The following is a 25,848-nucleotide window of genomic DNA, read 5'->3' on the forward strand; positions in this document are numbered from 1 at the left end:
CACTAATTACTCTGTTCTCAATGCTTCGATCGGTTTAATTCTTGAAGCCCTGTATGCTGGTACAAATCCTGCGATCAATCCTGAGAAAATCAAAGCAATGAATGCCATAATAATAGCTCCCCATCCAACGCTCGGACTTTTGATGAAATATTCTTCAAGACCATCACCAATAAGACTTAATGTCAAAACCCCAATTCCTACTCCAATAAGTCCGGATACCACTGTAATCACAACGCTTTCCTGAACAATCAGGCCTACAATTCCACTTGGTTTTGCGCCAATAGCTTTTCGTACTCCAATTTCTTTGGTTCTTTCTTTTACGATATACACCATAATATTACTGATCCCAATAATTCCCGCAAGCAATGTACCCATACCAATAAACCCGACAATTGCTGTAAGAACTGCCATAAATGCAAATGTATCATTCATGTTTTTCGCATTGTTCCAGACCCGCACACCGTTTTCATCATCAGGAGAAACACTTTTTCTCGCTTTTAATTTATCTTTAAGCTCATCACCATACTTAATGGCCTGATCCGGAGTCAGTTTATCATCGTATGTGATATAGGCTATATTTACTGTATCAGATCCTTTCTTCATCTGCTGTAAAGTGGTAATCGGAACGGTAATATGTCTTTCATCCCTATCTCCTCCATCATCTGAAAAGACACCAATGACCTTATACATCGTCCCATTAATATCGAGCTCTTTTCCTACCGGGCTTCCATTTTTGATCAAATCCCGCTGAACCATTCTTCCAATGACTGCAACATTTAATTTTCTTTCCAAATCCATATCTGTCAGATACCTGCCATCAATAATCTTTCGGTTTTCAATGACTTGTTCCCCAGGTTGAGCTCCATTGATCTGATAAAGGCCACTTTCTTTTCCATATTTCACCATTAAATTGGCAGTATATCTGGGACTGGAAGGTCCAGCTTTCTTCTTATCTGCATTAATTAAAAAGTCATAATCTGAGTTATTCATTGTTATATTTCGATCAGACTGAAGGCCTTTATAAGCTAAAGATGCTTTTCCTGTAGAAAAAATAATAAGATTTTTAGCATCTCCCGCAAATCCTTCAGAGAATGCATTCTGAAGTCCTTTTCCAATTCCAAAAAGTACAATGAAAATAAACAGTCCCAAAGCTACTGTGAACCCTGAAAGCACCGTCCGAAGTACATTACTCCGGATAGAACTGAATATTTCCTGCCAACGATCTAGGTCAAACATTTTTTATTGGTATTAAAAGATTTAAAAATTTAAAGATTAAAAATTGAATCGTTAAATTTTCAAATTATCTCGTTTTCAAATTTTCAAATTCCTAAAGCACAATTTGCTTAATAAACTCATCACTTTCAATAATCCCGTCCTTCAGTATTACATTTCTTTTGGTTTGTGCAGCAACATCCGGTTCGTGGGTTACAACAATGATTGTTTTTCCTTCATTATTGATATCCTGAAGCAGTTTCATAATATCATGTGTGGTTTTAGAGTCCAATGCTCCCGTAGGCTCATCTGCAAGCACAACTTTTGGATTTGTTATCAATGCCCTTGCAATAGCTACTCTCTGTTTCTGCCCTCCGGAAAGTTCACTCGGAAGATGGTTTGCCCATTGTGCAAGACCTACTTTCTCCAGATATTCCATAGCTTTCAGATTTCGCTCTTTTCTCGGTACATTCTGATAGTAAAGAGGAAGTGCTACATTTTCCAAAGCTGTTTTATAATTGATAAGGTTAAAAGACTGAAAAATAAATCCCAAAAACTTACTTCTGTATTCTGCAGCTTTTACTTCTGACAAATGTTCAATAGGAACTCCATCTAATTCATAGGTTCCTGAATCTTTTTCATCCAGAATACCAATAATATTAAGAAGTGTAGATTTTCCGGAACCGGAACTTCCCATAATAGAAACAAACTCGCCCTCAGAAATATTCAGATTAATTCCTTTGAGAACATGAAGTTTGCTTTTCCCTGTATCGTATGACTTATTTAAATCCTGAATTACTAACATTAAGTGATGTATGTTTTATACCCAATAAGTAGATGATATTTTCAAATTGTTACAAGAATAAAAATTTATTCAAATATTTTTTTGTTTAATGTTTTAAACCTTTATTAATAATAATTTACATACTTCTGTTTAACTGTAACTCTAGATTTCCATGTATTTATCCTCAAGATAGTGGTCTAGCCTATTATTCTAGCCCGTTTCATGTAAATGTGGAAAACTTTTCAGGCTAAAAGTCAGCCTATTAGTATTTACCCCTTTCAAAATCAGTTCTTTTTTTCGAACTTTGCTATTAGTTCTTTACAAGAAATATGATTTTGCGAAAGTGAATAACTTTATTTCACAATATGCAGAAAAACAAAAAGTTAAGTATTTCCGGAACGTTATCCACAGAGATCTAAATTATTTAATTATAAAGATATTTAATATGGGAATTTTTGATAAAAGAGTAAGCTATAAGCCATTTGAATACCCGGAGGTTCTTCAATTTGTAGAGGCAATCAACAAATCGTTCTGGGTGCATTCGGAAGTGGACTTTACTGCAGATGTTCAGGATTTTCATTCGCAGTTGGAACCACATGAAAAGCACGCTGTGAAAAATGCGCTGTTAGCCATTGCACAGATCGAGGTGTCTGTAAAGACATTCTGGGGGAATTTATACAACCACCTTCCAAAGCCGGAATTCAATGGATTAGGATCTACTTTTGCAGAATGCGAGTTTCGTCATTCTGAAGCATATTCCCGATTATTAGAGGTATTAGGATATAATGACGAATTCCTTAACGTTATCGAAATTCCTGCTGTAAAAGGAAGAATCGAGTTTTTAGGAAATGCTTTAAAGCATGCGAATTCTGCTACTCCGAAAGAATATGTTTCTGCTTTATTGTTATTCAGTATTTTAGTGGAAAATGTTTCTCTTTTCTCGCAGTTTGCCATCATCCTTTCTTTTACAAGATTCAAAGGGTTCATGAAAAATGTTTCCAATATTATTGCATGGACTTCAGTAGATGAACAAATTCACGCGAATGCAGGAATCTATCTGATCAACAAAATCCGTGAGGAACAACCTGACTTATTAACAGACAGCGATATTGAAGATATCTACACCTTGGTAGACGAGTCTATCGCAAGAGAAGGAGATATTCTTAGCTGGATCTTTGAATTAGGAGAAATCGACAATGTTTCTAAGGAAGACCTGTTAAACTTCATGAAATACCGTGTGGATGACAGTTTGAAGAAAATCAACATGAAAACAAGATACAACATCACCCCTGAACAATACAAGCCAATGGTATGGTTCGAGGAGGAAGTTTTTGCCAATTCATTAGATGATTTCTTTGCAAAAAGACCTGTAGACTATACGAAGCACGATAAGAGTATTACAGCAAACGATTTGTTTTAATACAGAGGCGCGAGCGAAGCGAGCGTCAAAGCAGTCAGTATTAGGATGATCCTTTTCTGATTAATAAGTGGAATTGCTGTTCAATTAATAATAAAGCACAAGTACAGAAGAAATGATCAATGTAATAGTAAGCTATACGGTAAACCCCGAATTTGTTCCAAACAATAAAACCAATATCCAAAAGTTCCTGGAAGATTTCAAGAATTTAGATTCTTCCACTTTTGAATATAAAGTCTATATAAAGGAAGATGGTGTTACTTTTGTACATTATTCAAACTACATCAACGAAGAAGTTCAGCATGAAGTTTTGAATGTTCCGTCTTTTAAAGAATTTCAGAGATTAAGAGATGAAAGCGGACTGAACGGTTCCCACAAAGTAGAAATTTTACAATCAATAATATAAAAAACAAAATTCCGGAGTGATTCTCTCATTCCGGAATTCGAAAATATAACATCTATGGAAGAGCAAAATTCAAATATATGGTGGCTCAATGAAGAGTCTGAGCAGATGCTGAACAGAGGATATCTGTTGAAAGGTGAAACGGTAGATGGTGCTATCGACAGAATTACCACTGCTGCTGCAAAAAGGTTATACAAACCTGAACTTCAACCGGCATTCAAAGAAATGATTACAAAAGGATGGATCAGTTTTTCTTCTCCTGTATGGGCAAATATGGGAACAGAAAGAGGTCTTCCTATCTCATGTTTCAACGCTCACATTCCGGACAGTATTGAAGGGATTACTCACAAAATGGGTGAAGTAATCATGCAGACTAAAATCGGAGGGGGTACTTCAGGATATTTTGGAGAATTAAGAAACAGAGGAACAGCGGTAACTGATAACGGAAAGTCTTCAGGAGCCGTTTCATTCATGAAGCTTTTTGATACGGCTATGGACGTTGTTTCACAAGGAGGAGTAAGAAGAGGTGCTTTTGCTGCTTACTTAGATATTGACCACGGAGATATAGAAGAATTTTTATCTATTAAAGATATTGGTAGCCCGATTCAGAACCTGTTTACCGGAGTATGTGTACCAGATTACTGGATGCAGGACATGATAGACGGTGATATGGAGAAACGTAAAGTTTGGGCAAGAGTATTGGAAAGCCGCCAGCAAAAAGGTCTTCCATATATTTTCTTCACAGACAACGTAAACAGAAATAAACCTCAGGTTTATAAAGATTTAGGAATGACGGTGAATGCAAGTAACCTTTGTTCTGAAATCATGCTTCCATCTACTATGGAAGAATCTTTCATCTGCTGTCTGTCTTCCATGAACCTTGAACTGTATGATGAGTGGAAAGATACAGATGCTGTAAAATTAGCAGTATATTTCCTTGATGCTGTGTTATCCGAGTTTATTGACAAAACTGAAGGGAACTATTACCTACAGGGAGCAAGAAACTTTGCAATGCGTCACAGAGCTCTTGGATTAGGAGTTTTAGGATACCATTCTTATTTACAGAAAAATATGATTCCGTTTGAAAGCTTTGAGGCAACTCAGTTCAACGCAAGAGCATTCAGACATATTAAAGATCAGGCTGAGCAGGCTTCAAGAGAGCTTGCCAACATCTATGGAGAACCAGAAGTATTGAAAGGATACGGATTAAGAAATACCACAACAATGGCTATTGCTCCTACCACTTCAAGCTCTGCAATCTTAGGACAGACTTCTCCGGGAATTGAGCCTTTCTCTTCCAACTATTATAAAGCAGGTCTTGCTAAAGGAAACTTTATGCGTAAGAATAAATATCTTGCAAAATTATTGAAAGAAAAAGGATTGGATAACGAAGAAACATGGAGAACAATCATGCTCAACCATGGATCTGTACAGCACCTGAATGAGCTTACTCCTGAAGAAAAGGCAGTATTCAAAACATTCAAAGAAATTTCTCCAATGGAGATCATCTCTCAGGCAGCACAGAGACAGCAATACATTGACCAGGCACAGTCACTGAATCTTCAGATTCCTTCTACAATGCCTGTAAAAGATGTTAACTACCTTTATATTGAAGCTTGGAAAAAAGGAGTAAAAACACTTTACTACCAAAGAAGTTCATCTGTTTCAAAAGAAATGATGGTTAACTTCGTGTCATGTTCAAGCTGTGAAGCATAAGATCAAGTAATAAACACGCTATATTTAAAAAAGCACACTTTTTAGTGTGCTTTTTTATTTATCAGAACTTTTGAAGGTCATTTTTCCAAGATAACAATGAGAAAAGCCTTTCTTCCAGACTAAAAATTGACATTAAAAATAAATATTAAATAAATAAAATTAAACCATAATACCCTTTTATTAATAAATATTACATAAAACCAAGAAATAAATCTACAGACATCTAAAATGGATTTTTTTCAAAAAAAGAAATTATATTTACAACATCTGATTGTACACAAAGGGATTTGTAATATTATCTGATAACTAAAACTCAAATATGAAAAAACTTTTAATTACCTTATGGGTAAGCGGATTTTCTATCGCTTACTCTCAGAATCTGAACTTTTCTGATTCAAAATTTAAAGCTTTACTTCTAAGCTCAAATACAACTAACCAGATTGCACAAGACTTTAATGGTAATTCTATTGCCATAGACAGTAACGGAGATGGAGAAATCCAGCCTTCAGAAGCGCAACAGATTAAAGTTCTGACAATCAGGTTAGATTCTGACCAAATGTATATTGATCCTAATGGCAGCCCATTTGATCCGAATAATATCAATAGTACATACTATAACACCCATCTGCCGGACGGGATTTCGGATGCCATATTGTTCTCCAATCTCGAGGAACTTTATTTCTGGAATACCAAGACTGCCAACATCAGCTTTACAAACAACACTAAAATCAAAAAAGTACAGGGAAGACCTTTTTATTATGACTTATCACAGGGAGGTCAATATATGGCTTCTCCTATTAACCTTTCTTTTGATAACTGCTCAGGGATTCAGAATATTGCCGATATCATCGCCTATCAGATCTCCGGTAATCCATGGTATCCTGATGAAAACAGCTTAAGGATAAAAAACTGCCATCAAATAAACAATGATGCATTGATTAGTTCCGCAGAGCTTAGAGAATTGTATATTGAAAATTCCAGTATTCAAACTCTTACATTTGATTCCTGTAAATTTCTGGAAAAGATTGTCGTTCCTAATCTGAATACTTTGACTAGAATATCAGTAACAGGAGGTTTCACCTCTTCAGGCAATTCAGAACAGAATATTGAGCTGATTGCCAATAATTGCATAAACCTGCAGGAAATCATTGCAGATACGGATCATTATGAATCAACAGGGTCATATTTCTCCAATGTAAACCTTACTGGTTGCTCTTCCTTAAAGAAAATAATGGGCCTGAATGCTCCATCTATTGATTTTAGTATGGCAGGACTGATTAATCTTGAAGAATTAGACTGTTCTTTCTATAACAGATATCTATACTCTACCACTTCCGGAATTTATTTCGGAGATGTAAATAGCTTAAACCTTGTGGGTCTTCCAAAACTAAAAACCCTGAAAGCTTTCAATCAAAAGATCACCAATACTATCAACTTCAGTGTTGCCCAAAAATTGGAAAGCATTGATCTTACCAATTCCTGCGGATATATGAATACGGTAAACACCAATAACCTTTCCCATCTGCATACCTTAAAAACAGATCGTTTTATAACCAACGGGACACAAGGAGCAAACAATCTTCAGAACATTTTCACTAAAAACTGTATTGCACTCACAAATTTTGCTTTCGACAATAATAACGAATTAAAAAAACTCGATTTAGAAAACTGTCCAGGCTTGCAGAATTTATCAATCGGGGCTATGTTCTCGAACTTAGAAGAAATCAACCTCAGCCAATGTACCGGGTTTAAAGATATTGTGGTAAGCAATACAAAAATATCCGCTCTAGACACCAAAGACTGTGCTTCTCTGCAATCATTAAGCCTTTCTTACAATGATCTCCTTGCTTCAGTCAATACTTCAAATAATACGAATTTAGAATCATTGACATTGGCAAATCTGCCTTTGCTTGCCCAGATCAACACTTCCGATAATATTAATCTGAAGAATGTACATTTTAATACCTGTCCTCAGATTACTCAACTTGATCTTTCCACATCATCACATCTGGAATCTGTTACTTTATGGAATATGTCTAATCTTAATTCTGCTAATCTGAGAAATGGTTCAATAGAAGATTTCATTGATTTTACCAATAACAACTCTAATTTATCAGTTTGCGTGGATGATGCACAATTGAATGAACTTCAGACAATGTACCCTGATGTCACATTCACCACAAACTGCAGCAATTCTTTCCTGAAGAGCGACAATCCAAGCTTCAAGACAAAACAGATCAAAGTTTTCCCTAATCCGGTAAAAGACATCCTGCAAATCAGCGCCGATACTCCTATAAAAAACATTAAACTTATTGATTTTCAAGAAAGGATTCTTTTGGACAGAAACTTCAATCAAGCTAATGTAAGTATTGATCTTTCAGGCTATCCTACTGCTGTTTATATCATAAAAATCACGACTGATAAGACTCAGGTTACGAAAAAAATCATTAAAAAATAAGTAATTTCGATACAATTATTTCCATTAAAAATCATAGAAAATTCTATGATTTTTTTGGTTTATATTTGTGTTTATTGTTTAATACCAAAACTACAGATATGAAATTCGGACAAGTAGAAGACCCATCAAAAATAGATTTTACCTTACCAAAAGATCATCCTAAAACCAAGGATATGCTGGCTCTTAATAAAAAAGGACTGGAAAATATTTCTATCGGATGCGCAAAATGGAATAAAACGGATCTTAAAGGATTTTACCCCAAAGGAACTAAAGATGAACTGACCTATTATGCCACTCAGTTTAATTCTATTGAACTGAATGCTACTTTCTACGGAATGCCCACTCCAGATCAGGTAAAAACATGGAAAGAAAAAACCCCTGATAATTTTAAATTCTTCCCCAAGATCACCAATACGGTTTCCCATTTCAGAAGACTGATTGATGTGACTGATCCGGTGACTCATTTTGCTTCGGCAGTAATCAATTTTGATGAAAAGCTGGGAATGGCTTTTCTTCAGCTTCATGACAATTTTAAACCCAAGGATTATGACAGGCTGGAAAAATTTGTAAAAGAATGGCCTAAAGAAGTTCCTTTAGCTATAGAACTCAGAAATACGGAATGGTTTACTGATGAGGAAATCCTCAATACAACCTGTGACCTCTTTGAAGCTCATAACATCACCAATATCATCGTAGATACTGCCGGAAGAAGAGATATGCTCCATATGCGTCTTACTACGCCTAATGCATTTATCCGTTACGTAGGAGCCAATGCTGAAAGTGACTATGAAAGATTGGATGACTGGTTGAAGCATCTCACAAAATGGAAAAAAGAAGGTCTCCAGAATCTCTACTTTTTCGTACACCAGAATATTGAAAAAGCTTCTCCTCTATTATCCGCCTATTTCATCAAGAAACTGAATGAAGAATGGAAAACTGATATTCATGTTCCGCAAATGGCAACGGAGAGTACAGGAACATTATTTTAGAGCAGGAATGCGATAAAAGATTAAAACAAACTTCTTTTTCATAACGAAAAATTTCATAAATTAGAGTGTAATGTATCTCACGATACATTATGCTTTAAAACATAAATCATGGAAAAGGAAATTTGCAAAATCAGTATTGCCAGTAACTGGCTTGGTAATGAATATATCTTTTATGAGAACAGTACCATAAAAAGAGTATATGACCATCACAGTCTTAATTCCAATAAAACGGAATGGATTACCTCCAAAGAAATCAGTAAACAAAGTAAAGACAAACTTATCAGATCCTGTCCTGAGGAATTCAAGGAACAAATCATGCAAATCCTGGATTATCCTTAGCAGAAATAATAATGGGTAATGAGTACTCTAAAAAGGCTCATTACCTATTTTTTTATTTATTTTTCTTCAGAAGCAATACCAGATTGAGAAACAGAAGCAGAAAATCCAGTGCAATCCAGATCCCCAGTTTTGTATTCTCATAATTATAGGCATCTACCTGTTTTTTTGCCGATTCAGACAGTTTCATACTTTGGTTGATGTAATTCTGTACCTCCACAATCTGATCAATATTTTTATTCGGTACGGAATGCTGGGAAAAGTACACGAGGTTTTTCTTTCCGAGATAGCCTATGATCCAGTATTCATCAGACTTATCCATTTTCAGGTATTCTATTCTGTAGTATTCCGGACGTATTTTGCCAATATGCTTAGGCTCAAGGGTTGTATTTTTATCGGTTTTATTTACATTGATCAGATAAAAATCCAATGCCTGAGGAAGCTTATTGATAACCTGCAGCCCTACAGAATTATCCACAAATGCCACAGCACTTTTCTTGATAAACCAATACGTAAAAACAGAAATTGAAAAAACTACTGTTACAATACGGAACAGCTTCGCCCACTTTGCCATACTTCCTGATTTTACCTTAAACAGGACCAGAGAAAGAACAGAAGCCAGAAATATTATAAAAATAATGAGTGTCATATTCTACAAAGATACTTCTTATCTGTATTTTATCTATATCAGAGGTTATTTTTTTAATTTTAAACTACAGTGCAAAAATGTTTTTGAGACTTAGTTTCTTTGATATTTAGAGAGTTTACTGCATAAAAAAAACTATCCAGACACATGAAAGTCTTACAACATTGGTATGGATAGCTATGTTTGGGAAATACATCAATGTAAAATTGAATATCTGATTATGATGTAAAATAGTGTGTCAATCTTTATAATCAGTTTATTACTAATCTACATTCCATTCTTTATAAAACTGGTCGAGGAAATTCAACATATAATTATGTCTTTCTTCGGCCATTTCTTTTCCTTTTTCAGTATTCATCATCTCTTTCAGAAGTAATAATTTTTCGTAGAAATGATTGATGGTTGTGCCATTTGATTTTTTATATTCTTCTTTTGACATTCCCAGTTTGGGTTTCATATCCGGGTGATACATCAGGTTGTTCTTAAAGCCTCCGAAGTTGAACGTTCTGGCAATTCCAATAGCTCCTATTGCATCAATACGGTCGGCATCCTGCACAATTTTAAGCTCAACAGGTGGATTTATCGGTGCCTGATCCCTGTTTTTAAATGAAATATTTTCAATCACAAATAAAACCTTCAGGATTGTTTCTTCGGGAACATTCTGCTCTTCAAGAAACGCCCTGGATATTTTGGGAGCAATAGTTTCATCACCGTTATGAAATTTAGGATCTGCAATATCATGAAGAAGAGCAGACAGTTCTACCACCTCTTTATCACAATCTTCTGTTTCTGCTATTTGAACAGCCAGTTTCCAGACTCTTTCAATATGGAACCAGTCATGTCCTGCCTCTGCTCCTTCTAATTTTTCTTTTACAAATGCTATTGTGTTTTCAATCGTACTTTTCATTTATCTATCAGTTCATTTAAAATAATATCCCAGAGTTTTCTATTGTAGCTTCTAAAAAAATTGACATGTCCGATTTCTTTTTTATCAGATTCTGAAACAGCGATCAGTCTGTACGTTGGTTGAAGATTAGGATAGGTATTATTTAATAAACTCAATACGCCTCTTTCTGTCAGCCAGATATCATCTTCTGCGCGGATTACAAATACTTTTTGTGTCAAATTTTTAGAAAAGTTATCAATTTTCTCCAACAGTTTGTTGGTTGATTTCTTGTTTAAAATTAAGGTTCTCCAGTCATATGCGCAATTTTTTGGAAGACTTTCTCCCAGTCCAAACCAATGTGCAGGAAAATACCCTAATAATGAAGTGGTTAATGGCTGGGCAATTCCAAACCCCAAATAGGCTTCAATTTTTGTCATCCCTTTAAGATTGCCGACAAAAGCATTTTGTGTTCCAACAAAAAAGAATTCCTCAAATATTTCCGAATCTTCATTCATTCCCAGAATCAAAGCACCTACAGAATGGCCTAAGCAATACTTTTTGTGATCTTTAAAGTTTGTTTTGATATATTGGGTTAAAGCTTTATAATCCTTTGAACCCCACAATCTCATTGAACCATGAAATCCCCTCATATCTTTCGGCTTGGAAAGTCCTATTCCTCTGTAATCATAAGTAATCACTGTAAATCCCTGTTCAGAAAAATAACTGGCAAAAGAAAAGTACACCTGTTGTTTTACTCCTGTTGCCGAATTGATCAGCAACAGTTTTCCATTACTTTCTTCCGGTTTAAAGAGATGGACAACCAGAGAGATATGATCTTCTGTGGTAAGTATTAGCTTTTCCATAGTATAAAAAGAAAAAATCCACTATAAAAGTGGACATTTTACTTATATTTTTATGTTAAGTTTCAGACTTTTGATATGTCGTAAATAGTTTTAAGAAAAGAAATCTGACATTCTTGGCAGCCCTGTCTGAGAACCTTTACCGCCGGAAACTCTTGATGAAACTTCATTTCCAAACTTTACACATTCTTCGATAGAGTTTCCATGACAAAGTGCGATAGCAAATCCTGAAGTAAATGCATCACCCATTCCCATTTTATAAACTTTCTCATCTTTGTCGTTTCTGTAATATTTCATCTCAGTACCATCAAAATAAATAGTTGAGTTGGTATCATCTCTTACAAAAACTTTATTGAAATATTTCTTAAGAACCTCTTCCCTTTTTTCTTCTCCGAAAATGGTATATAATTCGTTGCTCTTAGCTACAATAAAATCAACCTTTTCTAAAATTTCTTCACTGACTCTCATTGCGGGAGAAGCATATAAACCTACTTTTTTCCCATATTTCTTGGCTTTTTTAACGGTATGCTCTACCACCTCCATAGAGACCTCAAGCTGTACCAGTACAAGATCTGCCGTATTAAAATACTTTTCAGCTTCGTCTATATGTGATGTGCTAAGATATTTATTGGCTGCCGGCACTACAACAATAGCTGCATTACCGTGAGAAGTCGTCACATAGGCTGTTCCTGTAGCATCTTTATCTGTTTCATGTACAAAACCTACATTCACATTTTCACTTACCAGATTTCTCATAATCTGCTGCCCAAGGGGATCCATTCCCACACATCCTATAAAATACACACTTGCCCCCAGTCTGGCAGTACCTACTGACTGATTGGCTCCTTTACCCCCAAAATAGCTATCTGACTTAACGGCTAAAACCGTTTCGTTGGGTGAAGGAAGTTTTTCGGTTTCAAGAACCAAATCTATGGATGAGCTGCCCACAACAATAATTCGGGGTTGTTCTGATGAGAAATTCATTGTGTTTTGTATTAGCTTTAAAATTTATAACTGACAAAATCGTGTTCCAAAAGTAACTAATTTTAAGTTAACTTATTTCTATAAATTCAGTAATTATTTTCACTGGTAATTGATTTTGATCATATGCTATATAACTGGCATAAAATCCTTCACCATATCCGGTTTCAAAAGCAAATATAGTTCCGGGATGTTCTTTTGCAGGTTTTAGGAACGCATATTGGTCAATAGCTCCATTTTCATCAAAGAAATACTCATGGAAAAATTCTTCATAGATTCCCATAAAATCTCCGCCTTTGTTTTGATATAATCTCTGTTCAAGCTCGTTGAGGCTATTTTGAGTATCAACATCCATAAAACATCCCATCCCACTTTCTACAGGATATCCAAAAATTTCTTCTTTTGCCAGATCTTTTATATTCTGCCCTGCTGTGGTTGCCAGCTTCCATTCTTTAATTTCAGAATTATTGAATATAATTTCGGCATAAGCCACACAGTTGCTGTCTCTTTCTTTATGTACTATCACAGAAAAATCTCCCTTTGGAAATTCTGTGGTGAAAGGCAGCATATCATTGGTGATTAATGGATCGCAGGTAACCAGCTTTCCACTGGAAAGATAAATCTTTCCTGCTTCAAAACTTTCTAACAATGGATTTTCTACAAAATCCTTCGAGAATAGTTTTTTTATGTTTTCTATATGTGTCATTTTATTTATTCTTTATTTTCAGTGTCAGGCTGAGCGGAGTCGAAGCCTTCAGGATTTTTATCTTTAAAATTATCCGCGTGGCTGTCATTCCGGCAAATAGATAGTTCTTTCAGTTTATCCCAATTATCATTTATAATTGCTTCCTTTTTTTTACGACTCCAGCCCTTCACTTGTTTTTCAAATACTATTGCCTGAATAATATCATTAAACAGATAAAAGAAGACCAGCTCAACCGGTCTTCTTTTATAAGTATAACTTTCAGGAAATTTTCCTGATTGATGCTGAGAAAATCTCAATTCAATATCATTGGTAACTCCTGTATAATAGGAATTATCGGAACATTTTAAAATATATACAAAATATTGTTTCATCTTTCAAAAAGGCTTCGACTCCGCTCAGCCTGACATTCCGACAAATTAACCTATTATTAGGCAATTTTTACAAACTTTTCAGTTTCTCTTCAAGGATCGCAATTTTATCCTGAGCATCTTTCTGCTTCTTACGTTCCACTTCTACAACTTCTGGTTTAGCATTGGCAACAAACTTTTCATTGGAAAGTTTCTTATCTACTGAAATTAAGAATCCTTTTAAATATTTCAATTCCTCTTCAGTTTTTACTTTTTCTTCTCCTAAATCCAAGTTTTCACTTAAAGGAATAGAAACTTCAGTTGCTCCTACCAGGAAGGTAAAGCTTGGCTTATCTGTTTTCTGCCCAAAATGGATCTCAGAAATATTAGCCAATTTTCTTACTACGGCTTCATTCGCAAATTCAGAAGCATTGGTATATACCTCAACAGTTTCTCTTGGCGAAATTCCTTTTGTCTGGCGGTAATTTCTAACTCCAGAAATCAATTCAGCTGTGATTTCAAAGTTTTTAATAACCTCTTCACTAAAGTTATCAGCATTCTTCTGCTGGGCAATAACAAGCGCTTCATCAATACTTCTTTCAGAAATCAACTGCCAGATTTCTTCAGACTGGAATGGCATGAACGGATGAAGCAGCTTCATCAATTCTTCAAAGAAATAGATGGTTTTATTATATACTTCTTTAGAAATTCCCTCTCCATAGTTAGGCTTGATTGCTTCAAGATACCAACCACAAAAATCATCCCAAATTAATTTATAGATCAAATGCAGCGCATCAGAAATTCTGAATTTCTCAAACTGATCATTAATTTCAACGATTGTTTTGTTCAGTTTATTTTCAAACCATTCAATAGCCTGGTGATCTGTAGCAATTGCAGGTTTATCTTCATGATTCCACATATTGATCAAACGGAATGCGCTCCAGATTTTCGTCATGAAGTTTCTTCCCTGAAGCATTAGATCTTCATCAAAAAGAAGGTCATTTCCAGCTGCAGAACTCAATAAAATTCCTACACGTACACCATCAGCACCATATTTTTCCATTAATTCAATAGGATCCGGAGAGTTTCCTAAAGATTTGGACATTTTTCTTCTTTGTTTATCCCTTACAATTCCCGTAAAGTAAACATTCTTGAACGGCACTTCTTTTTTGTATTCCAGCCCGGACATGATCATTCTTGCCACCCAGAAGAAAATAATATCAGGGGCAGTTACCAGGTCAGAAGTAGGATAATAATATTTGATATCTTTATTTTCTGGATCTAAAAGTCCTTCAAATACAGACATTGGCCATAACCAGGCAGAGAACCATGTATCTAATGTATCCTGATCCTGTCTTAGATTCTCCAGAGTAAGTTCCGGATTTCCGGATTTCTGTTTTGCTAATTCTAACGCTTCTTCAGCGGTTTCAGCTACTACAAAATCTTCATCTCCTGTTCCGTAGTAAAAAGCAGGAATCTGCTGTCCCCACCATAGCTGACGGGAAATATTCCAGTCACGGATGTTTTCCATCCAGTGTTTGTAGGTATTTTTAAATTTCTCTGGATAGAATTTCACATCATCATCCATTACCACGTCTAAAGCAGGCTTAGCAAGATCAGACATCTTAAGGAACCACTGTACAGAAATTTTAGGTTCAATTACCGCACCTGTTCTTTCCGAAGTTCCTACTTTATTTACATAGTCTTCAGCTTTCAGCAAAAGATCTTTTTCTTCCAGTTCTTTTGCAATCTGCTTTCTTACATCGAATCTGTTTTTCCCTGCATAATGTAATCCATGCTCATTAAGATTTCCGTCATCATCCAAAGCATCAATCATTTTCAGCTGATGTCTCTGTCCGATTTCGTAGTCATTCACATCATGTGCCGGCGTAATTTTCAGGGCTCCAGTTCCGAATTCAATATCAACATATTCGTCTTCAATGATTGGAACTACTCTGTTTACAATCGGTACAATTACATTTTTACCTTTTAAGTGAGCATATCTTTCATCATTAGGATTGATACACACTGCAGTATCCCCAAAAATAGTTTCAGGACGTGTAGTAGCAACTGAAAGGAACTCTTCTGAGCCTTCAATTTTATATTTAAGGAAATATAGTTTTCCGTTCTGCTCTTTGAATATTACTTCTTCATCAGAAATATTAGTCTTGGCTTCAGGATCCCAGTTGACCATTCTGTATCCTCTGTAGATCTTTCCTTTATTATACAGATCTACGAAACTTATGATGACCTGTTTTGAAAGATTATCTTCCATTGTAAAACGGGTTCTGTCCCAATCACAAGAACATCCCAGTTTTTTCAGCTGCTCAAGGATGGTACCTCCATATTTATGAGTCCAGTCCCAGGCATGTTTTAGAAATTCTTCACGGGTAAGATCTGACTTATTGATTCCTTCAGACTTCAATTTAGCAACAACTTTAGCTTCGGTAGCAATTGAAGCGTGATCTGTTCCCGGAATCCAACAAGCATTAAACCCGCGCATTCTTGCACGACGGACCAGAACATCTTGAATGGTATTGTTCAGCATATGTCCCATGTGTAATATCCCCGTTACGTTTGGCGGAGGAATGACCACGGTATATGGTGGTTTGTCATTAGGTTCTGAGTGGAAATATTTATTTTCCAACCAGTAATTGTACCATTTCTGTTCTGTTTCCTGTGGATTGTACTTTTCTGAAATCTGCATAAATTCTATTTCTTTGGCTTGCAATTTGCAAAAATAGTCTAAAGAAAAAAATTTTTAAGCATGAATTAAAATAATTTTTAACTTTGTTTCACAAAATTTATCTAACAAACGTATTAACATTCAAGAATATGAAAAAACTAATTGCAGGAATTGCATTATTCGGGACATTTGCAATTGCATCTGCACAAACAATTACATTTGATAAAACAACTTTTGATTACGGTACTATTAAGCCCAATGCTGATGGTACGAGATTCTTTACTGTAACGAATTCAGGTGATAAGCCTTTGATTCTTTCAAACGTAAAGCCTTCTTGTGGATGTACAACTCCTGAGTTCAGCCAAGATCCTATCATGCCGGGTAAATCCGCTAAGATCAAAGTTGGATACAACACTGCTATTCCTGGAGGTTTCAACAAAATGATTGAGGTTTTCTCTAATGACCCTGTAAACAGTAGAAGTGTAATCTACATTAAAGGTAATGTAGACGCTAATGCTCCTGTTGCTGAGGCAAAAGTATTGACTCCTGCTGAGCAGAAAGAAGCTGCTAAAGCTGAGAAAAAAGCTGCTAAACTAGCTAAAAAGGCTGCTGCGAAGTAATCTCTACTCAAAAAAAATAAAGAAACCGTCTCCATAGAGGCGGTTTTTTTATTACATTTATGTTTGTTAAGGCAGCAGATGACAGGTAATGGGTGGGAGGAAGTGACATTTGCTGAAATCTTTGGGCCTATTCCTTCTTAAAATGGCTGGGCTAAAGCCCACCCCCTATTGAATTATAACAACAACATCTTTTAATCTTTTAAATATATGGACACCAATTTCTCAGATGACTTTAAGGTAAATGGAAAGTTTTCAATAAAAAAAACTTCAACATCTTATAAAGGAAAACTCACCAAAGAAGATGGAGAACAAATGCTGATTCAGGAGAAAGAAAAGCTTCGTGAACTGCAGGAAAGATTATATGCTGACGGAAGCCAGTCTCTCCTGGTTGTATTACAGGCTATGGATGCAGCGGGAAAAGACAGTATGATAGAACATGTTTTCGGAGGGGTGAATCCTCAGGGATGCAATGTGACCAGTTTTAAAACACCAAGTTCTAAAGAGTATTCCCATGATTTTTTATGGAGGCATTATCTCGCATTGCCACAGAAAGGAATGATTGGGATTTTCAACCGGTCCCATTATGAGAGTGTCCTGGTCTGTAAAGTACATCCTGAATATAATTTAAGTGAAAAAACATGGTCTTCAGTAAAAGATTTCGACAATAAATTCTGGGAAAACAGATATGAAAGTATCAGAAATTTTGAAAAGCACCTTTCACAGAACGGAACAACGGTTGTAAAGATCTTTTTACATGTTTCTAAGGATGAGCAGAAAAAAAGGCTTCTGGACAGAATCAATGAACAGGAAAAAAACTGGAAATTCTCTGCAGCAGATCTTCCGGAAAGAGCATTATTCGATCAATATATGGAAGCTTATGAAACAGCAATCAATGAAACATCAAAAGATCATGCTCCTTGGTATGTACTTCCTGCCGACAACAAATGGTTTGCAAGAGTGGCTGCTATCCAGATAATTATTGATACTCTTGAAAAAATGAATCTCAAATATCCTACCCTTTCTGATAAAGACAAAGAAGACCTAGAGCGGGCCAAAACACAATTAATGGGAGAATAATCAGTCATGGCTTATTTCAAAACCGATCTGTGATGAATATAATTAAAGACCTTTGAATGTAATTTTTCAAAGGTTTTTTTCCATGTGAATTGTCCGGTATTTTTTATCTTATTCCCATTTTCAGGTAATAGGAATGGTATAATTTCCTTTGGAATGCGCCAGAAAACTTCGGGTGGATTTTGCCTGAAAATATTGATGTACAGTTTTAATGTTTCCAGATACCAGTCCTGATGCTTATGATAATCATTAATTCCACCTACATTTGGGAAATGATGCAGCTCTCTTTCCAGGATCTTCGGACAGAATTCTTTCCAGTATTCAGTGGTATAGAGCAAATGCATATGCCATACTTTATCTACTACGATTGAAGGGGAGGCTCCGTTTTTTGAGATACAGCATAAATAAACAAACTTTTTATATTCTTCAATGGCAAGCAGACAGAATCTTCTCGTCCACCCTTCAGTCTGAGCTAATTTTCTGGAAAATGGAATGATGACGTGAGCCTGATCAATCTGATACGATGAAATCCTTTCCCACAAAGGATTCTGGTCATAATCTAACTGTGTGCTATCAAGTAAAACGGAAGTAAATTTGGGTTTCATGATGTCAAAATTTTAATGGTAATGCTAGTTATTAATATAAACTCAATCAACCTCCGCATCCACATGATGGAGGGCTATTATAGGTATAAATTTCTTTTTTGTAATGACATTGAAGTAATTTTGCAAAATCATCTCTGTTCATATCCGTATAAACATCTGTATCCCCTAAATTTAATTGAAAATCTTTTTCAGGATACAAATCTACTGTCACCGAAATAACGGCATCAATAATCTGAATTTCAGAAATTTCGTTCCAAATCAATTGCTGCTTTTTCTTATGGTTAAAAATTCCTGTTTTGGTGATGGATAATATTTCAACAGCTTTTTCTTCCGGCGTTCTCTGTTCCCTAATGCATCCGATTAAGATTTTTACTGAACCATAAAATAAGGCTGATATCAATACAAGTACAATAACCGAGATTAAAAATTTAAAAAAACTATTACTTGTCAGCAAAAGATAGATTATTGCACAAAGGGCAGTCAATAGAGCAAGTGATATGAGCGTAAAGAAAATAATCGCCATATATCCTGGTTTTCTTTGTCTGGATTTATATAAAGTGATTTCTGTTTTCATTTTGTATGTTAATATATTAAAATTAACAGCCACAACCACAGGATGATGGAGTAATATAGGTATAAATTTCTTTTTTATAATGATATTCCAATAGCTTTTCAAAATCTTCCTGCTTCATTTGCTTCTGAAGATCTGTCTTGAAAAGGTTAAGTTTAAAATCTTTTCCAGAATCAAAATCTACAGTTACAGCCAATATAGAATCTATAATCTGTATTTCTGAAATATTTCCCCATTCGGATTTTTTGTTTTCCGGATAATAAGTTATTCCTTCTTTTGAGATGGTTAAAGCAGGATAAATAACCGGACGTTTTCTTTGTTTTCTAATCAGATAAAGGAAATGTTTTACGATCAAATAATTTAAAAACATCAACCCGATCCATACCGTCTTATTAAGAATCTTTATCAGTATAACATTGGTAACATCACTGAAAAAATAAACCAGACATTGATCTATCACCCAAAATAATCCGTATACAAAGGCAATGTAGAGTAGAATAAGAATATATCCGGGTTTTTCTTCAGGAACTGAATGTAATGTGATTTCTGTTCTCATTTTAATTTGTTTATACAAATGTGTGGTAACAGAAAAATATAAAAGTTTTCTATTCGTCTTATTTAGTTTCATATAAGTCTTATATTAGACTTATACAAAACAATACCCTTTTTCACATATAACTATGAAAACAGATTTGATTTTAAAAATAAAATTTGAGGAAGATTATATTGTAAAAAACGAGAAAATCTATAAGCCGGATTTTGTACTTCCGAAGAAGTGCCTGTTATTTATCTACGTATTACATTGCTGCAACACTTGAGCTGATTACCCCTCGGTTTTCAGGACGAGCCGCCCCTATTTCCATTACTGAAAAGAACCGATATACTTACCATTGCACCGCAAAGAGTTTACCTGGTTTCACTACAGCCGAACTGTACTTGCTTTCTGTTGCACTTGTCCTACCCTCACGGGTGACGGATGTTATCCGCTTTGCTGCTCTATGGTGTCCGGACTTTCCTACCTCCCGTAAAACGGGAAATCAACAAGCCGATTTTCTCGCGGATGCAAAGATACATAAATTTCGCAAAGAAAGTGGATAAAGCTAAGGCAGCAGAGAAATCTCAGCTGTTAATTCTCTTTGTTTCACATTTCTATGATTTTACATTATAATTTTCACCAATTACCACTTTATTATTATCTTCGTGCCATTATATATCTATGGATTCCAGAGAAAAAGAATTTGCGAAGCTTATTAAGGATAATCAGGGTCTGATTATCAAGGTATCGCGCCTGTATACCAATTCTCTGGAAGATGAGGAGGATCTTTTCCAGGAAATTGTTTTACAGCTCTGGAGAAGCTATGATTCCTTTAAAGGGAATTCCAAGATTTCCACATGGATGTATCGTGTAGCGCTCAATACGGCCATTACCCTCTTTAGAAAAAAAAGCAAAAGTCTTCCTACGAATGAGCTGGACATCAACCACAAGGATTTTGTGGAAGATGACGATGAAAAACAGCAGCAGGTATCACTTTTGTATACTGTAATCAAGACTCTTCCTAATGTAGAAAGAGCCATTGTCATGATGTATCTTGACGATCTGCCTTACAAGGATATTGCAGAAAACCTCGGTATCACTGAAGTCAATGCACGCGTGAAAATGAACAGATTAAAGAAAACCCTTAAAGAACAGATGGAAAAATATGCCTGAATTTGATCTAGATAGTTTAAAAAAAACATGGCAGGAACAACCTGTTCAGCCTAAATATGACGACAAGGAGATTCTCCAGATGTTGAATAGAAAATCACGTAATTACATAAAGTATATTTTCTGGATCAGCGTTGTAGAATTTTTGTTCTTTTCCGTATTAGGTCTGTTTTATCTTTTCCCGGAAGAAGAATCAGACAGCTTCCGCAAAATGCTGGAAAGATTAGGCGCTCAGGAAGCTCCGGAAGTAGAAAACAACTTCGGCCATGCTTATTTAGCTATAAAAGTTTTAAGTTTATTGATCACAGCATATTTTGTATTGAAGTTCTACCAGAATTACAGAAGAATCAAGATTGAGGAAAATCTGAAGGGTCTTATCACCAGAATTATTAAGTTCAAAACCACAGTGAATGCTTTTATTCTGATCAGCATTGTATTATTGTTGATATTCACGTTTGTATTGACTGCATTCATATTTTACACTTTAAATTCTCAGAATATACAGCCTAGCGGCTCAAATCTTACCATCATTATAGTAGGAATTGTTGTCAGTACCTTATTAGGCATATCTATGATCTGGCTTTATTACAGACTGGTATATGGTACAATTATTAAAAAACTTGATAAAAATTTAAAGCAGCTTAAAGAAATAGATTCTCAGGAAAGTTAATATACATAGGCATATTTCGGGATATAATTATTAATTTTAGCCCACCAAATCTTAAACTATGCCCTTATCTTATGTATATGGAACTTCTGAGGTTTCATTATTAGGACAGACCATCGGAGCCAATCTTAAAAGTACTGTCGAAAAACATCCCCATCAGGAAGCATTAGTCTGTGTTCATCAGAATTACAGAGCTACTTACCAGGAATTTTACAATCAGACAACCGCTGTTGCAAAAGCTTTACTGCTTTTGGGAGCAAAAGCCGGTGACAGAATCGGAATCTGGTCTTCTAACCGTTATGAATGGGTTCTTTTGCAGTATGCCACTGCGAGAATAGGAACTATTTTAGTTAATATCAATCCGGCCTACAGGACTCATGAACTCACCTATGTCCTTAATCAGTCTGAAGTTCGTTTCATTTTTTCTTCCTTAAGTTATAAAAGCAGCAACTACAAAGAAATGGTTGAGTATGCCAAAGAAGTATGCCCCACCCTTGAACATGAAATATTCTTTGATGAAACCTGGGAAGCTTTTGTCAATAAGGGTCAGGATATTTCAGATGAAGTTCTTCACAGTTTTGAAGAACATGTACAATTTGATGACCCTGTTAATATTCAATATACTTCCGGAACTACAGGTTTCCCGAAAGGCGTCACGCTTTCTCATCATAATATTCTCAACAACGGTTATTTTATCGGAATCAGATTAAAATATACTGAGAAAGACCGGGTCTGTATTCCCGTTCCCTTCTATCATTGCTTTGGTATGGTTATCGGAAATATATGCTGCACAGCCCATGGAGCCTGCATGGTAATTCCCAACGACAGTTTTGATCCGGAAATTACTTTAAAAGCCGTTTCTGACGAAAAATGTACTTCTTTGTATGGTGTTCCTACCATGTTTATTGCTGAACTGGCAGTAAAAGATTTTAATAAGTATGATTTTTCAAGCTTAAGAACTGGTGTCATGGCAGGATCAGTATGCCCTCCCGAGATTATGAAAAAGGTAGAAAGTTTGATGAATATTAAAGAAATGAGCATCTGTTACGGAATGACGGAAACTTCGCCTGTATCTACCCAGACTTTAATAGGAACACCACTGGAGAAGCAGGTAAGTACTGTGGGAACTGTTCAGGATCACCTTGAAATAAAAATTGTGGATGAAAATGGCAGAACCCTGAAACGTGGAGAACATGGCGAACTTTGTACAAGAGGCTATTCTGTCATGCTGAAATACTGGAATGACCCTGAAAACACTAAAAAAGTACTGGACGATGCCCGCTGGATGCATACCGGAGATATGGCAGTAATGGATAAAGACGGATATATTACCATTTCAGGAAGAATAAAAGACCTCATCATCCGTGGCGGAGAAAATATTTCACCTAAAGAAATTGAAGACTTTTTATATACTTACACCAACATCCTTGATGTTCAAATCATTGGTGTTCCAAGTGAAAGGTTTGGGGAAGAAGTGATGGCCTGGGTAAAAGTGAGAAAAGGTTTTACCATCACCGCTGAAGAACTGCAGGAATACTGCAAAGGAAAAATTGCCCACTATAAAGTACCGAAATACTGGAAGTTTGTAGATGAGTTCCCCATGACTATTTCCGGAAAAATAAGAAAAGTAGAAATGCGGGAGATTTCTATGAAAGAGTTAGAATTAGGCAGTTTTAAAGATTGAGCATGTCTCAATTTGCATTGATAATTTTAGACACAAAAGTTTTAAATATTTAAGTTTTTTTAGACCAAACTTTATGTACAATAGTACACATTAGTTTTATAAAATGTTTGATTTTTCGTCTTATATGAGCTTTTCACCAGAAGCATTTTAGACTTACCAATTAAAATAAAAAAACCTGTTTAAAATGCTTAAACAGGTTTTTTTATATGAATTTGCTTTGAATAATTGCTTATCCTTTTGGAGTATTTTATTTTTAAATGGAAATGTACTCTATTCAGGTTCTGCAATTCCAAGGAAAATGACTACTCCGTCACCACCGGGATTATCAAAAACATCTACAAGGGCTGACGGTTTCCAGTTGTTCATACACCACAGATTTCCGGCACCGTCAATATTTGTTGAAGTCAGTCTCATGATTGGCTGATAACAATGCATTTGTAACTCTTCGTGTTTTGATTCGTTCAATTTTGGTTTTCGCTGAGTACCATATAAAGGATATCCATTAGCTAAAGTGACCTCAGAACCGCCTGTAGGAAGAGTAAGCAGCATTGCCGTTTCCGGTTTTGACGGATTACGAAGCATCGTTACTCCAAAAGGCCCCTGCATATCCAGCGTAGGGTTATTCTTAAAATCCGTTTCATGACCAAAATTAGCCAGAAAAACAGTGTGGTTTTTATCTATTTTAACTCCCCAGGGAGCATAAGTATTTACATCATAATATCCCAAAACGGTTGAAAGGTCTTTGCTAAGAACTGTGGCACGGCTACTGCTTACTCCTACCACAACAACATCGCCATTACCATTTATTGCAATCTGACGAAGTGATTCATAACCTTCCTGCTTATTGGCACTTTCAGAGTAATTACTGAACCAGCTATTTGTAACCACCAGTTGATTTCCTTCAATTGCAACTTTATAAACTGCTGAAAAAGCACAATTTTCAGGAACATCTTTATCATAATTTCCGATACAGGAAACATAAGCACTTCCTTTATGATCAGGAATTACATCAAATATTTTTAAATAAGGGGTTTTGGTTGGTAACGGAGGTAAGTTTTGTGATCTTTTTACGGGAAATTCATTACAAATAAGAGTTAATTCCTTTGTGGGACCCTTTCCAAAGTCACCATCTTTCGGTTTTAGATAAACAACTACTGCACTCGGTTCGTTTTCAAAAGGATAAATTCCCGGTTTGGCAGGTGCGAAAGGTTCCTGGCAGCCCACCGAAGCCATCCATAGATTTCCCTGATTATCATATTCCATTCCCTGAACCCTGGAAAGTCCTAATGTAAAACCATTGGAAGGACTTACCGGTTTTCCATCTTTATAATAAAAACGGGAGATACTTCCTTCTTGTGGATTGTTATATTCCGAACTCCAGCCGAAGTTACCGAAGGAAATATATTTTTTATCCGGGCTCACTGCAGCTCCAAAAGCTACTCCAAGTAGTCCGCCACCCTGAACCGGAGAAAAATCAGCAGGTGTAGCATCGTATTTATAAACAGGACAATGCGTTCCGGAATCCGGAGAACCGGCCCTGAAATTATTGGCGATCCATGCATTATCATCTGCATCAAAAACAACAAATGCAGCACCACTTGGAATAAAGTTCTTAGCTCCCGAAGAATTACTTTTTAAGGTAAGTGTCCAGTTATTAGGAATTTTTTGATCATCAGTCATATTTTTCATTGAGACTAATGAATCCGGGTAAATTTCTTTCAAACCAATAAGCATTTTATAAATATTATCGGCATTATTACACGGATCATGTAATAAATTTCGTACAGCCTGAAGAAAATTTTTGTTTGATTCAGAAGGTTCATGCCACGCATAATCCAAAAACTGTCTGTAAAAAGGTTTTCCTGTACTGAGGATTGGGTTTGTTAAAGAATAATAGTACAAATTACATAAAGAGTTGAACATCGGATAACTGTTCGTTTCAAAGCCATTCGGTGATGTGCTGATCATAGCCCCGATGACTCCTTCTGTTTTGTAAAGATTCTTCTTCATCCCATAAGCAATTTTCATATTTCGTTCGGTACCTGTAATATGAACTGTTCCGTTATCATCTACTTTCGACATACGTGCAAATGTATAGATTGAAGCGATAGAGGATTCAGGATTTACAATGACAGGAGCAGTGACATCAGGAAGATAGAATGTTGCCAATAAACTTAAGGGCTCGCCTTCAATTTTATATTTTGTATCTTCAATGATATATTCATGCACCCAAACGGTTACAGTGTAATATTCTGATTCTGCATTTTTAATTTCAACACTGAAAGTATTGTTTTCAAATGAGGTTTTGTTATTAACAGCGCCAATAAAATTTTCAACAATTCCAAAAACTTGGAAACTTCCTGAAGTGATGATCATATTTTTCACTTCAACACTAAATTGAACGGTTTTTGTTGACATAAGCAAATGGTTAATTGGTTCAGTTAAAGATTAATCAACCAAATGTCGGGATAAAGGATTGAATTTTATTCAGTAGA

Annotated in this window: 24 protein-coding genes and 1 other RNA gene; 11 read left to right on the plus strand and 14 right to left on the minus strand. The window is 35.6% G+C overall.

Features of this window, described 5'->3' with window-relative positions; all coding sequences use genetic code 11:
- Positions 1-6: 6 nt before the first annotated feature.
- Entirely contained in the window at positions 7-1,236 is a 1,230-nt protein-coding gene (locus CHRYMOREF3P_RS09125) for an ABC transporter permease (RefSeq protein WP_047386830.1), read from the minus strand.
- A 91-nt stretch (positions 1,237-1,327) separates the two neighbouring features.
- Complete coding sequence (locus tag CHRYMOREF3P_RS09130; RefSeq protein ID WP_077419215.1) at positions 1,328-2,017, minus strand: ABC transporter ATP-binding protein; 690 nt, start codon at positions 2,015-2,017, stop codon at positions 1,328-1,330.
- Between the two features lie 424 nt (positions 2,018-2,441).
- Here CHRYMOREF3P_RS09130 and CHRYMOREF3P_RS09135 point away from each other — a divergent pair, with 424 nt between their 5' ends.
- From CHRYMOREF3P_RS09135 to CHRYMOREF3P_RS09160, 6 genes are all read left to right on the plus strand, one after another.
- Complete coding sequence (locus tag CHRYMOREF3P_RS09135; RefSeq protein WP_047378790.1) at positions 2,442-3,416, plus strand: ribonucleotide-diphosphate reductase subunit beta; 975 nt, start codon at positions 2,442-2,444, stop codon at positions 3,414-3,416.
- Positions 3,417-3,528: 112 nt separating this feature from the next.
- A complete protein-coding gene (locus CHRYMOREF3P_RS09140) occupies positions 3,529-3,819 on the plus strand; it encodes a hypothetical protein (protein ID WP_180564454.1) in 291 nt (96 codons plus the stop codon).
- A gap of 54 nt (positions 3,820-3,873) precedes the next feature.
- Complete coding sequence (locus CHRYMOREF3P_RS09145) at positions 3,874-5,532, plus strand: ribonucleoside-diphosphate reductase subunit alpha (protein WP_047386822.1); 1,659 nt, start codon at positions 3,874-3,876, stop codon at positions 5,530-5,532.
- A gap of 319 nt (positions 5,533-5,851) precedes the next feature.
- Positions 5,852-7,990 carry a T9SS type A sorting domain-containing protein gene (locus CHRYMOREF3P_RS09150; RefSeq protein ID WP_180564455.1) on the plus strand — a complete coding sequence of 713 codons (2,139 nt, stop codon included), beginning with the start codon at positions 5,852-5,854 and terminating at the stop codon, positions 7,988-7,990.
- A gap of 98 nt (positions 7,991-8,088) precedes the next feature.
- Positions 8,089-8,979, plus strand: a complete 891-nt coding sequence (locus CHRYMOREF3P_RS09155; RefSeq protein ID WP_077419212.1) for a DUF72 domain-containing protein — start codon at positions 8,089-8,091, stop codon at positions 8,977-8,979.
- 108 nt (positions 8,980-9,087) lie between these two features.
- Complete coding sequence (locus CHRYMOREF3P_RS09160; RefSeq protein ID WP_077419211.1) at positions 9,088-9,318, plus strand: hypothetical protein; 231 nt, start codon at positions 9,088-9,090, stop codon at positions 9,316-9,318.
- 52 nt (positions 9,319-9,370) lie between these two features.
- Here CHRYMOREF3P_RS09160 and CHRYMOREF3P_RS09165 read toward each other — a convergent pair whose 3' ends face one another.
- From CHRYMOREF3P_RS09165 to CHRYMOREF3P_RS09195, 7 genes are all read right to left on the minus strand, one after another.
- Positions 9,371-9,964: a hypothetical protein gene (locus tag CHRYMOREF3P_RS09165; protein ID WP_077419210.1), complete on the minus strand. Its 594-nt coding sequence runs from the start codon at positions 9,962-9,964 to the stop codon at positions 9,371-9,373.
- Between the two features lie 259 nt (positions 9,965-10,223).
- Positions 10,224-10,868, minus strand: a complete 645-nt coding sequence (locus CHRYMOREF3P_RS09170) for an HD domain-containing protein (RefSeq protein WP_180564456.1) — start codon at positions 10,866-10,868, stop codon at positions 10,224-10,226.
- Entirely contained in the window at positions 10,865-11,710 is an 846-nt protein-coding gene (locus CHRYMOREF3P_RS09175; RefSeq protein ID WP_077419208.1) for an alpha/beta fold hydrolase, read from the minus strand. The genes CHRYMOREF3P_RS09170 and CHRYMOREF3P_RS09175 overlap by 4 nt, the downstream gene beginning before the upstream one ends.
- Positions 11,711-11,800: 90 nt before the next feature.
- On the minus strand, positions 11,801-12,691 hold the full coding sequence (locus CHRYMOREF3P_RS09180; protein ID WP_077419207.1) for a ribokinase: 891 nt from the start codon (positions 12,689-12,691) through the stop codon (positions 11,801-11,803).
- A gap of 67 nt (positions 12,692-12,758) precedes the next feature.
- Positions 12,759-13,394: a DUF4241 domain-containing protein gene (locus tag CHRYMOREF3P_RS09185; RefSeq protein ID WP_077419206.1), complete on the minus strand. Its 636-nt coding sequence runs from the start codon at positions 13,392-13,394 to the stop codon at positions 12,759-12,761.
- Positions 13,395-13,399: 5 nt separating this feature from the next.
- Complete coding sequence (locus tag CHRYMOREF3P_RS09190; RefSeq protein ID WP_077419205.1) at positions 13,400-13,765, minus strand: GIY-YIG nuclease family protein; 366 nt, start codon at positions 13,763-13,765, stop codon at positions 13,400-13,402.
- A 67-nt stretch (positions 13,766-13,832) separates the two neighbouring features.
- Positions 13,833-16,448: a valine--tRNA ligase gene (locus tag CHRYMOREF3P_RS09195; RefSeq protein WP_077419204.1), complete on the minus strand. Its 2,616-nt coding sequence runs from the start codon at positions 16,446-16,448 to the stop codon at positions 13,833-13,835.
- 128 nt (positions 16,449-16,576) lie between these two features.
- On the opposite strand from CHRYMOREF3P_RS09195, the gene CHRYMOREF3P_RS09200 reads away from it, so the two are divergent.
- The gene (locus CHRYMOREF3P_RS09200; RefSeq protein ID WP_077419203.1) at positions 16,577-17,047 is read left to right on the plus strand and encodes a DUF1573 domain-containing protein; all 471 of its coding nucleotides are present in this window, start codon (positions 16,577-16,579) and stop codon (positions 17,045-17,047) included.
- A 207-nt stretch (positions 17,048-17,254) separates the two neighbouring features.
- On the plus strand, positions 17,255-18,124 hold the full coding sequence (locus CHRYMOREF3P_RS09205) for a polyphosphate kinase 2 family protein (protein WP_077419202.1): 870 nt from the start codon (positions 17,255-17,257) through the stop codon (positions 18,122-18,124).
- Between the two features lie 11 nt (positions 18,125-18,135).
- Here CHRYMOREF3P_RS09205 and CHRYMOREF3P_RS09210 read toward each other — a convergent pair whose 3' ends face one another.
- From CHRYMOREF3P_RS09210 to rnpB, 4 genes are all read right to left on the minus strand, one after another.
- Positions 18,136-18,726: a glycine-rich domain-containing protein gene (locus CHRYMOREF3P_RS09210; RefSeq protein WP_180564457.1), complete on the minus strand. Its 591-nt coding sequence runs from the start codon at positions 18,724-18,726 to the stop codon at positions 18,136-18,138.
- A 46-nt stretch (positions 18,727-18,772) separates the two neighbouring features.
- The gene (locus CHRYMOREF3P_RS09215) at positions 18,773-19,300 is read right to left on the minus strand and encodes a hypothetical protein (protein WP_077419200.1); all 528 of its coding nucleotides are present in this window, start codon (positions 19,298-19,300) and stop codon (positions 18,773-18,775) included.
- A 22-nt stretch (positions 19,301-19,322) separates the two neighbouring features.
- Positions 19,323-19,853: a hypothetical protein gene (locus CHRYMOREF3P_RS09220; RefSeq protein WP_180564458.1), complete on the minus strand. Its 531-nt coding sequence runs from the start codon at positions 19,851-19,853 to the stop codon at positions 19,323-19,325.
- Between the two features lie 176 nt (positions 19,854-20,029).
- Positions 20,030-20,354: RNase P RNA component class A (rnpB, locus tag CHRYMOREF3P_RS09225), an RNA gene on the minus strand.
- A gap of 159 nt (positions 20,355-20,513) precedes the next feature.
- Between rnpB and CHRYMOREF3P_RS09230 the strand changes: the two genes are divergently transcribed.
- Genes CHRYMOREF3P_RS09230 through CHRYMOREF3P_RS09240 form a run of 3 tightly spaced genes read left to right on the plus strand, consistent with a single transcriptional unit; the run spans position 20,514 to position 23,353 of the window.
- Complete coding sequence (locus tag CHRYMOREF3P_RS09230; protein WP_047386784.1) at positions 20,514-21,005, plus strand: RNA polymerase sigma factor; 492 nt, start codon at positions 20,514-20,516, stop codon at positions 21,003-21,005.
- Positions 20,998-21,672, plus strand: coding sequence for a beta-carotene 15,15'-monooxygenase (locus CHRYMOREF3P_RS09235; protein WP_077419198.1), 675 nt, complete (start codon positions 20,998-21,000; stop codon positions 21,670-21,672). Before CHRYMOREF3P_RS09230 ends, CHRYMOREF3P_RS09235 begins: the two co-directional genes overlap by 8 nt.
- Before the next feature lie 58 nt (positions 21,673-21,730).
- Positions 21,731-23,353, plus strand: coding sequence for an AMP-binding protein (locus tag CHRYMOREF3P_RS09240; RefSeq protein WP_180564459.1), 1,623 nt, complete (start codon positions 21,731-21,733; stop codon positions 23,351-23,353).
- A gap of 270 nt (positions 23,354-23,623) precedes the next feature.
- Here CHRYMOREF3P_RS09240 and CHRYMOREF3P_RS09245 read toward each other — a convergent pair whose 3' ends face one another.
- Positions 23,624-25,771 carry a hypothetical protein gene (locus CHRYMOREF3P_RS09245; protein WP_180564460.1) on the minus strand — a complete coding sequence of 716 codons (2,148 nt, stop codon included), beginning with the start codon at positions 25,769-25,771 and terminating at the stop codon, positions 23,624-23,626.
- Positions 25,772-25,848: the final 77 nt, after the last annotated feature.

It is taken from the genome of Chryseobacterium sp. JV274 (assembly GCF_903969135.1).
Taxonomy (GTDB): Bacteria; Bacteroidota; Bacteroidia; order Flavobacteriales; family Weeksellaceae; genus Chryseobacterium.

Excerpts from the sequence above, each read along its gene's own strand:
- CHRYMOREF3P_RS09125 (WP_047386830.1), bottom strand. The coding sequence starts at position 1,236 with ATGTTTGACCTAGATCGTTGGCAGGAAATATTCAGTTCTATCCGGAGT.
- CHRYMOREF3P_RS09130 (WP_077419215.1), bottom strand. The coding sequence starts at position 2,017 with ATGTTAGTAATTCAGGATTTAAATAAGTCATACGATACAGGGAAAAGC.
- CHRYMOREF3P_RS09135 (WP_047378790.1), top strand. The coding sequence starts at position 2,442 with ATGGGAATTTTTGATAAAAGAGTAAGCTATAAGCCATTTGAATACCCG.
- CHRYMOREF3P_RS09140 (WP_180564454.1), top strand. The coding sequence starts at position 3,529 with ATGATCAATGTAATAGTAAGCTATACGGTAAACCCCGAATTTGTTCCA.
- CHRYMOREF3P_RS09145 (WP_047386822.1), top strand. The coding sequence starts at position 3,874 with ATGGAAGAGCAAAATTCAAATATATGGTGGCTCAATGAAGAGTCTGAG.
- CHRYMOREF3P_RS09150 (WP_180564455.1), top strand. The coding sequence starts at position 5,852 with ATGAAAAAACTTTTAATTACCTTATGGGTAAGCGGATTTTCTATCGCT.
- CHRYMOREF3P_RS09155 (WP_077419212.1), top strand. The coding sequence starts at position 8,089 with ATGAAATTCGGACAAGTAGAAGACCCATCAAAAATAGATTTTACCTTA.
- CHRYMOREF3P_RS09160 (WP_077419211.1), top strand. The coding sequence starts at position 9,088 with ATGGAAAAGGAAATTTGCAAAATCAGTATTGCCAGTAACTGGCTTGGT.
- CHRYMOREF3P_RS09165 (WP_077419210.1), bottom strand. The coding sequence starts at position 9,964 with ATGACACTCATTATTTTTATAATATTTCTGGCTTCTGTTCTTTCTCTG.
- CHRYMOREF3P_RS09170 (WP_180564456.1), bottom strand. The coding sequence starts at position 10,868 with ATGAAAAGTACGATTGAAAACACAATAGCATTTGTAAAAGAAAAATTA.
- CHRYMOREF3P_RS09175 (WP_077419208.1), bottom strand. The coding sequence starts at position 11,710 with ATGGAAAAGCTAATACTTACCACAGAAGATCATATCTCTCTGGTTGTC.
- CHRYMOREF3P_RS09180 (WP_077419207.1), bottom strand. The coding sequence starts at position 12,691 with ATGAATTTCTCATCAGAACAACCCCGAATTATTGTTGTGGGCAGCTCA.
- CHRYMOREF3P_RS09185 (WP_077419206.1), bottom strand. The coding sequence starts at position 13,394 with ATGACACATATAGAAAACATAAAAAAACTATTCTCGAAGGATTTTGTA.
- CHRYMOREF3P_RS09190 (WP_077419205.1), bottom strand. The coding sequence starts at position 13,765 with ATGAAACAATATTTTGTATATATTTTAAAATGTTCCGATAATTCCTAT.
- CHRYMOREF3P_RS09195 (WP_077419204.1), bottom strand. The coding sequence starts at position 16,448 with ATGCAGATTTCAGAAAAGTACAATCCACAGGAAACAGAACAGAAATGG.
- CHRYMOREF3P_RS09200 (WP_077419203.1), top strand. The coding sequence starts at position 16,577 with ATGAAAAAACTAATTGCAGGAATTGCATTATTCGGGACATTTGCAATT.
- CHRYMOREF3P_RS09205 (WP_077419202.1), top strand. The coding sequence starts at position 17,255 with ATGGACACCAATTTCTCAGATGACTTTAAGGTAAATGGAAAGTTTTCA.
- CHRYMOREF3P_RS09210 (WP_180564457.1), bottom strand. The coding sequence starts at position 18,726 with ATGAAACCCAAATTTACTTCCGTTTTACTTGATAGCACACAGTTAGAT.
- CHRYMOREF3P_RS09215 (WP_077419200.1), bottom strand. The coding sequence starts at position 19,300 with ATGAAAACAGAAATCACTTTATATAAATCCAGACAAAGAAAACCAGGA.
- CHRYMOREF3P_RS09220 (WP_180564458.1), bottom strand. The coding sequence starts at position 19,853 with ATGAGAACAGAAATCACATTACATTCAGTTCCTGAAGAAAAACCCGGA.
- CHRYMOREF3P_RS09230 (WP_047386784.1), top strand. The coding sequence starts at position 20,514 with ATGGATTCCAGAGAAAAAGAATTTGCGAAGCTTATTAAGGATAATCAG.
- CHRYMOREF3P_RS09235 (WP_077419198.1), top strand. The coding sequence starts at position 20,998 with ATGCCTGAATTTGATCTAGATAGTTTAAAAAAAACATGGCAGGAACAA.
- CHRYMOREF3P_RS09240 (WP_180564459.1), top strand. The coding sequence starts at position 21,731 with ATGCCCTTATCTTATGTATATGGAACTTCTGAGGTTTCATTATTAGGA.
- CHRYMOREF3P_RS09245 (WP_180564460.1), bottom strand. The coding sequence starts at position 25,771 with ATGTCAACAAAAACCGTTCAATTTAGTGTTGAAGTGAAAAATATGATC.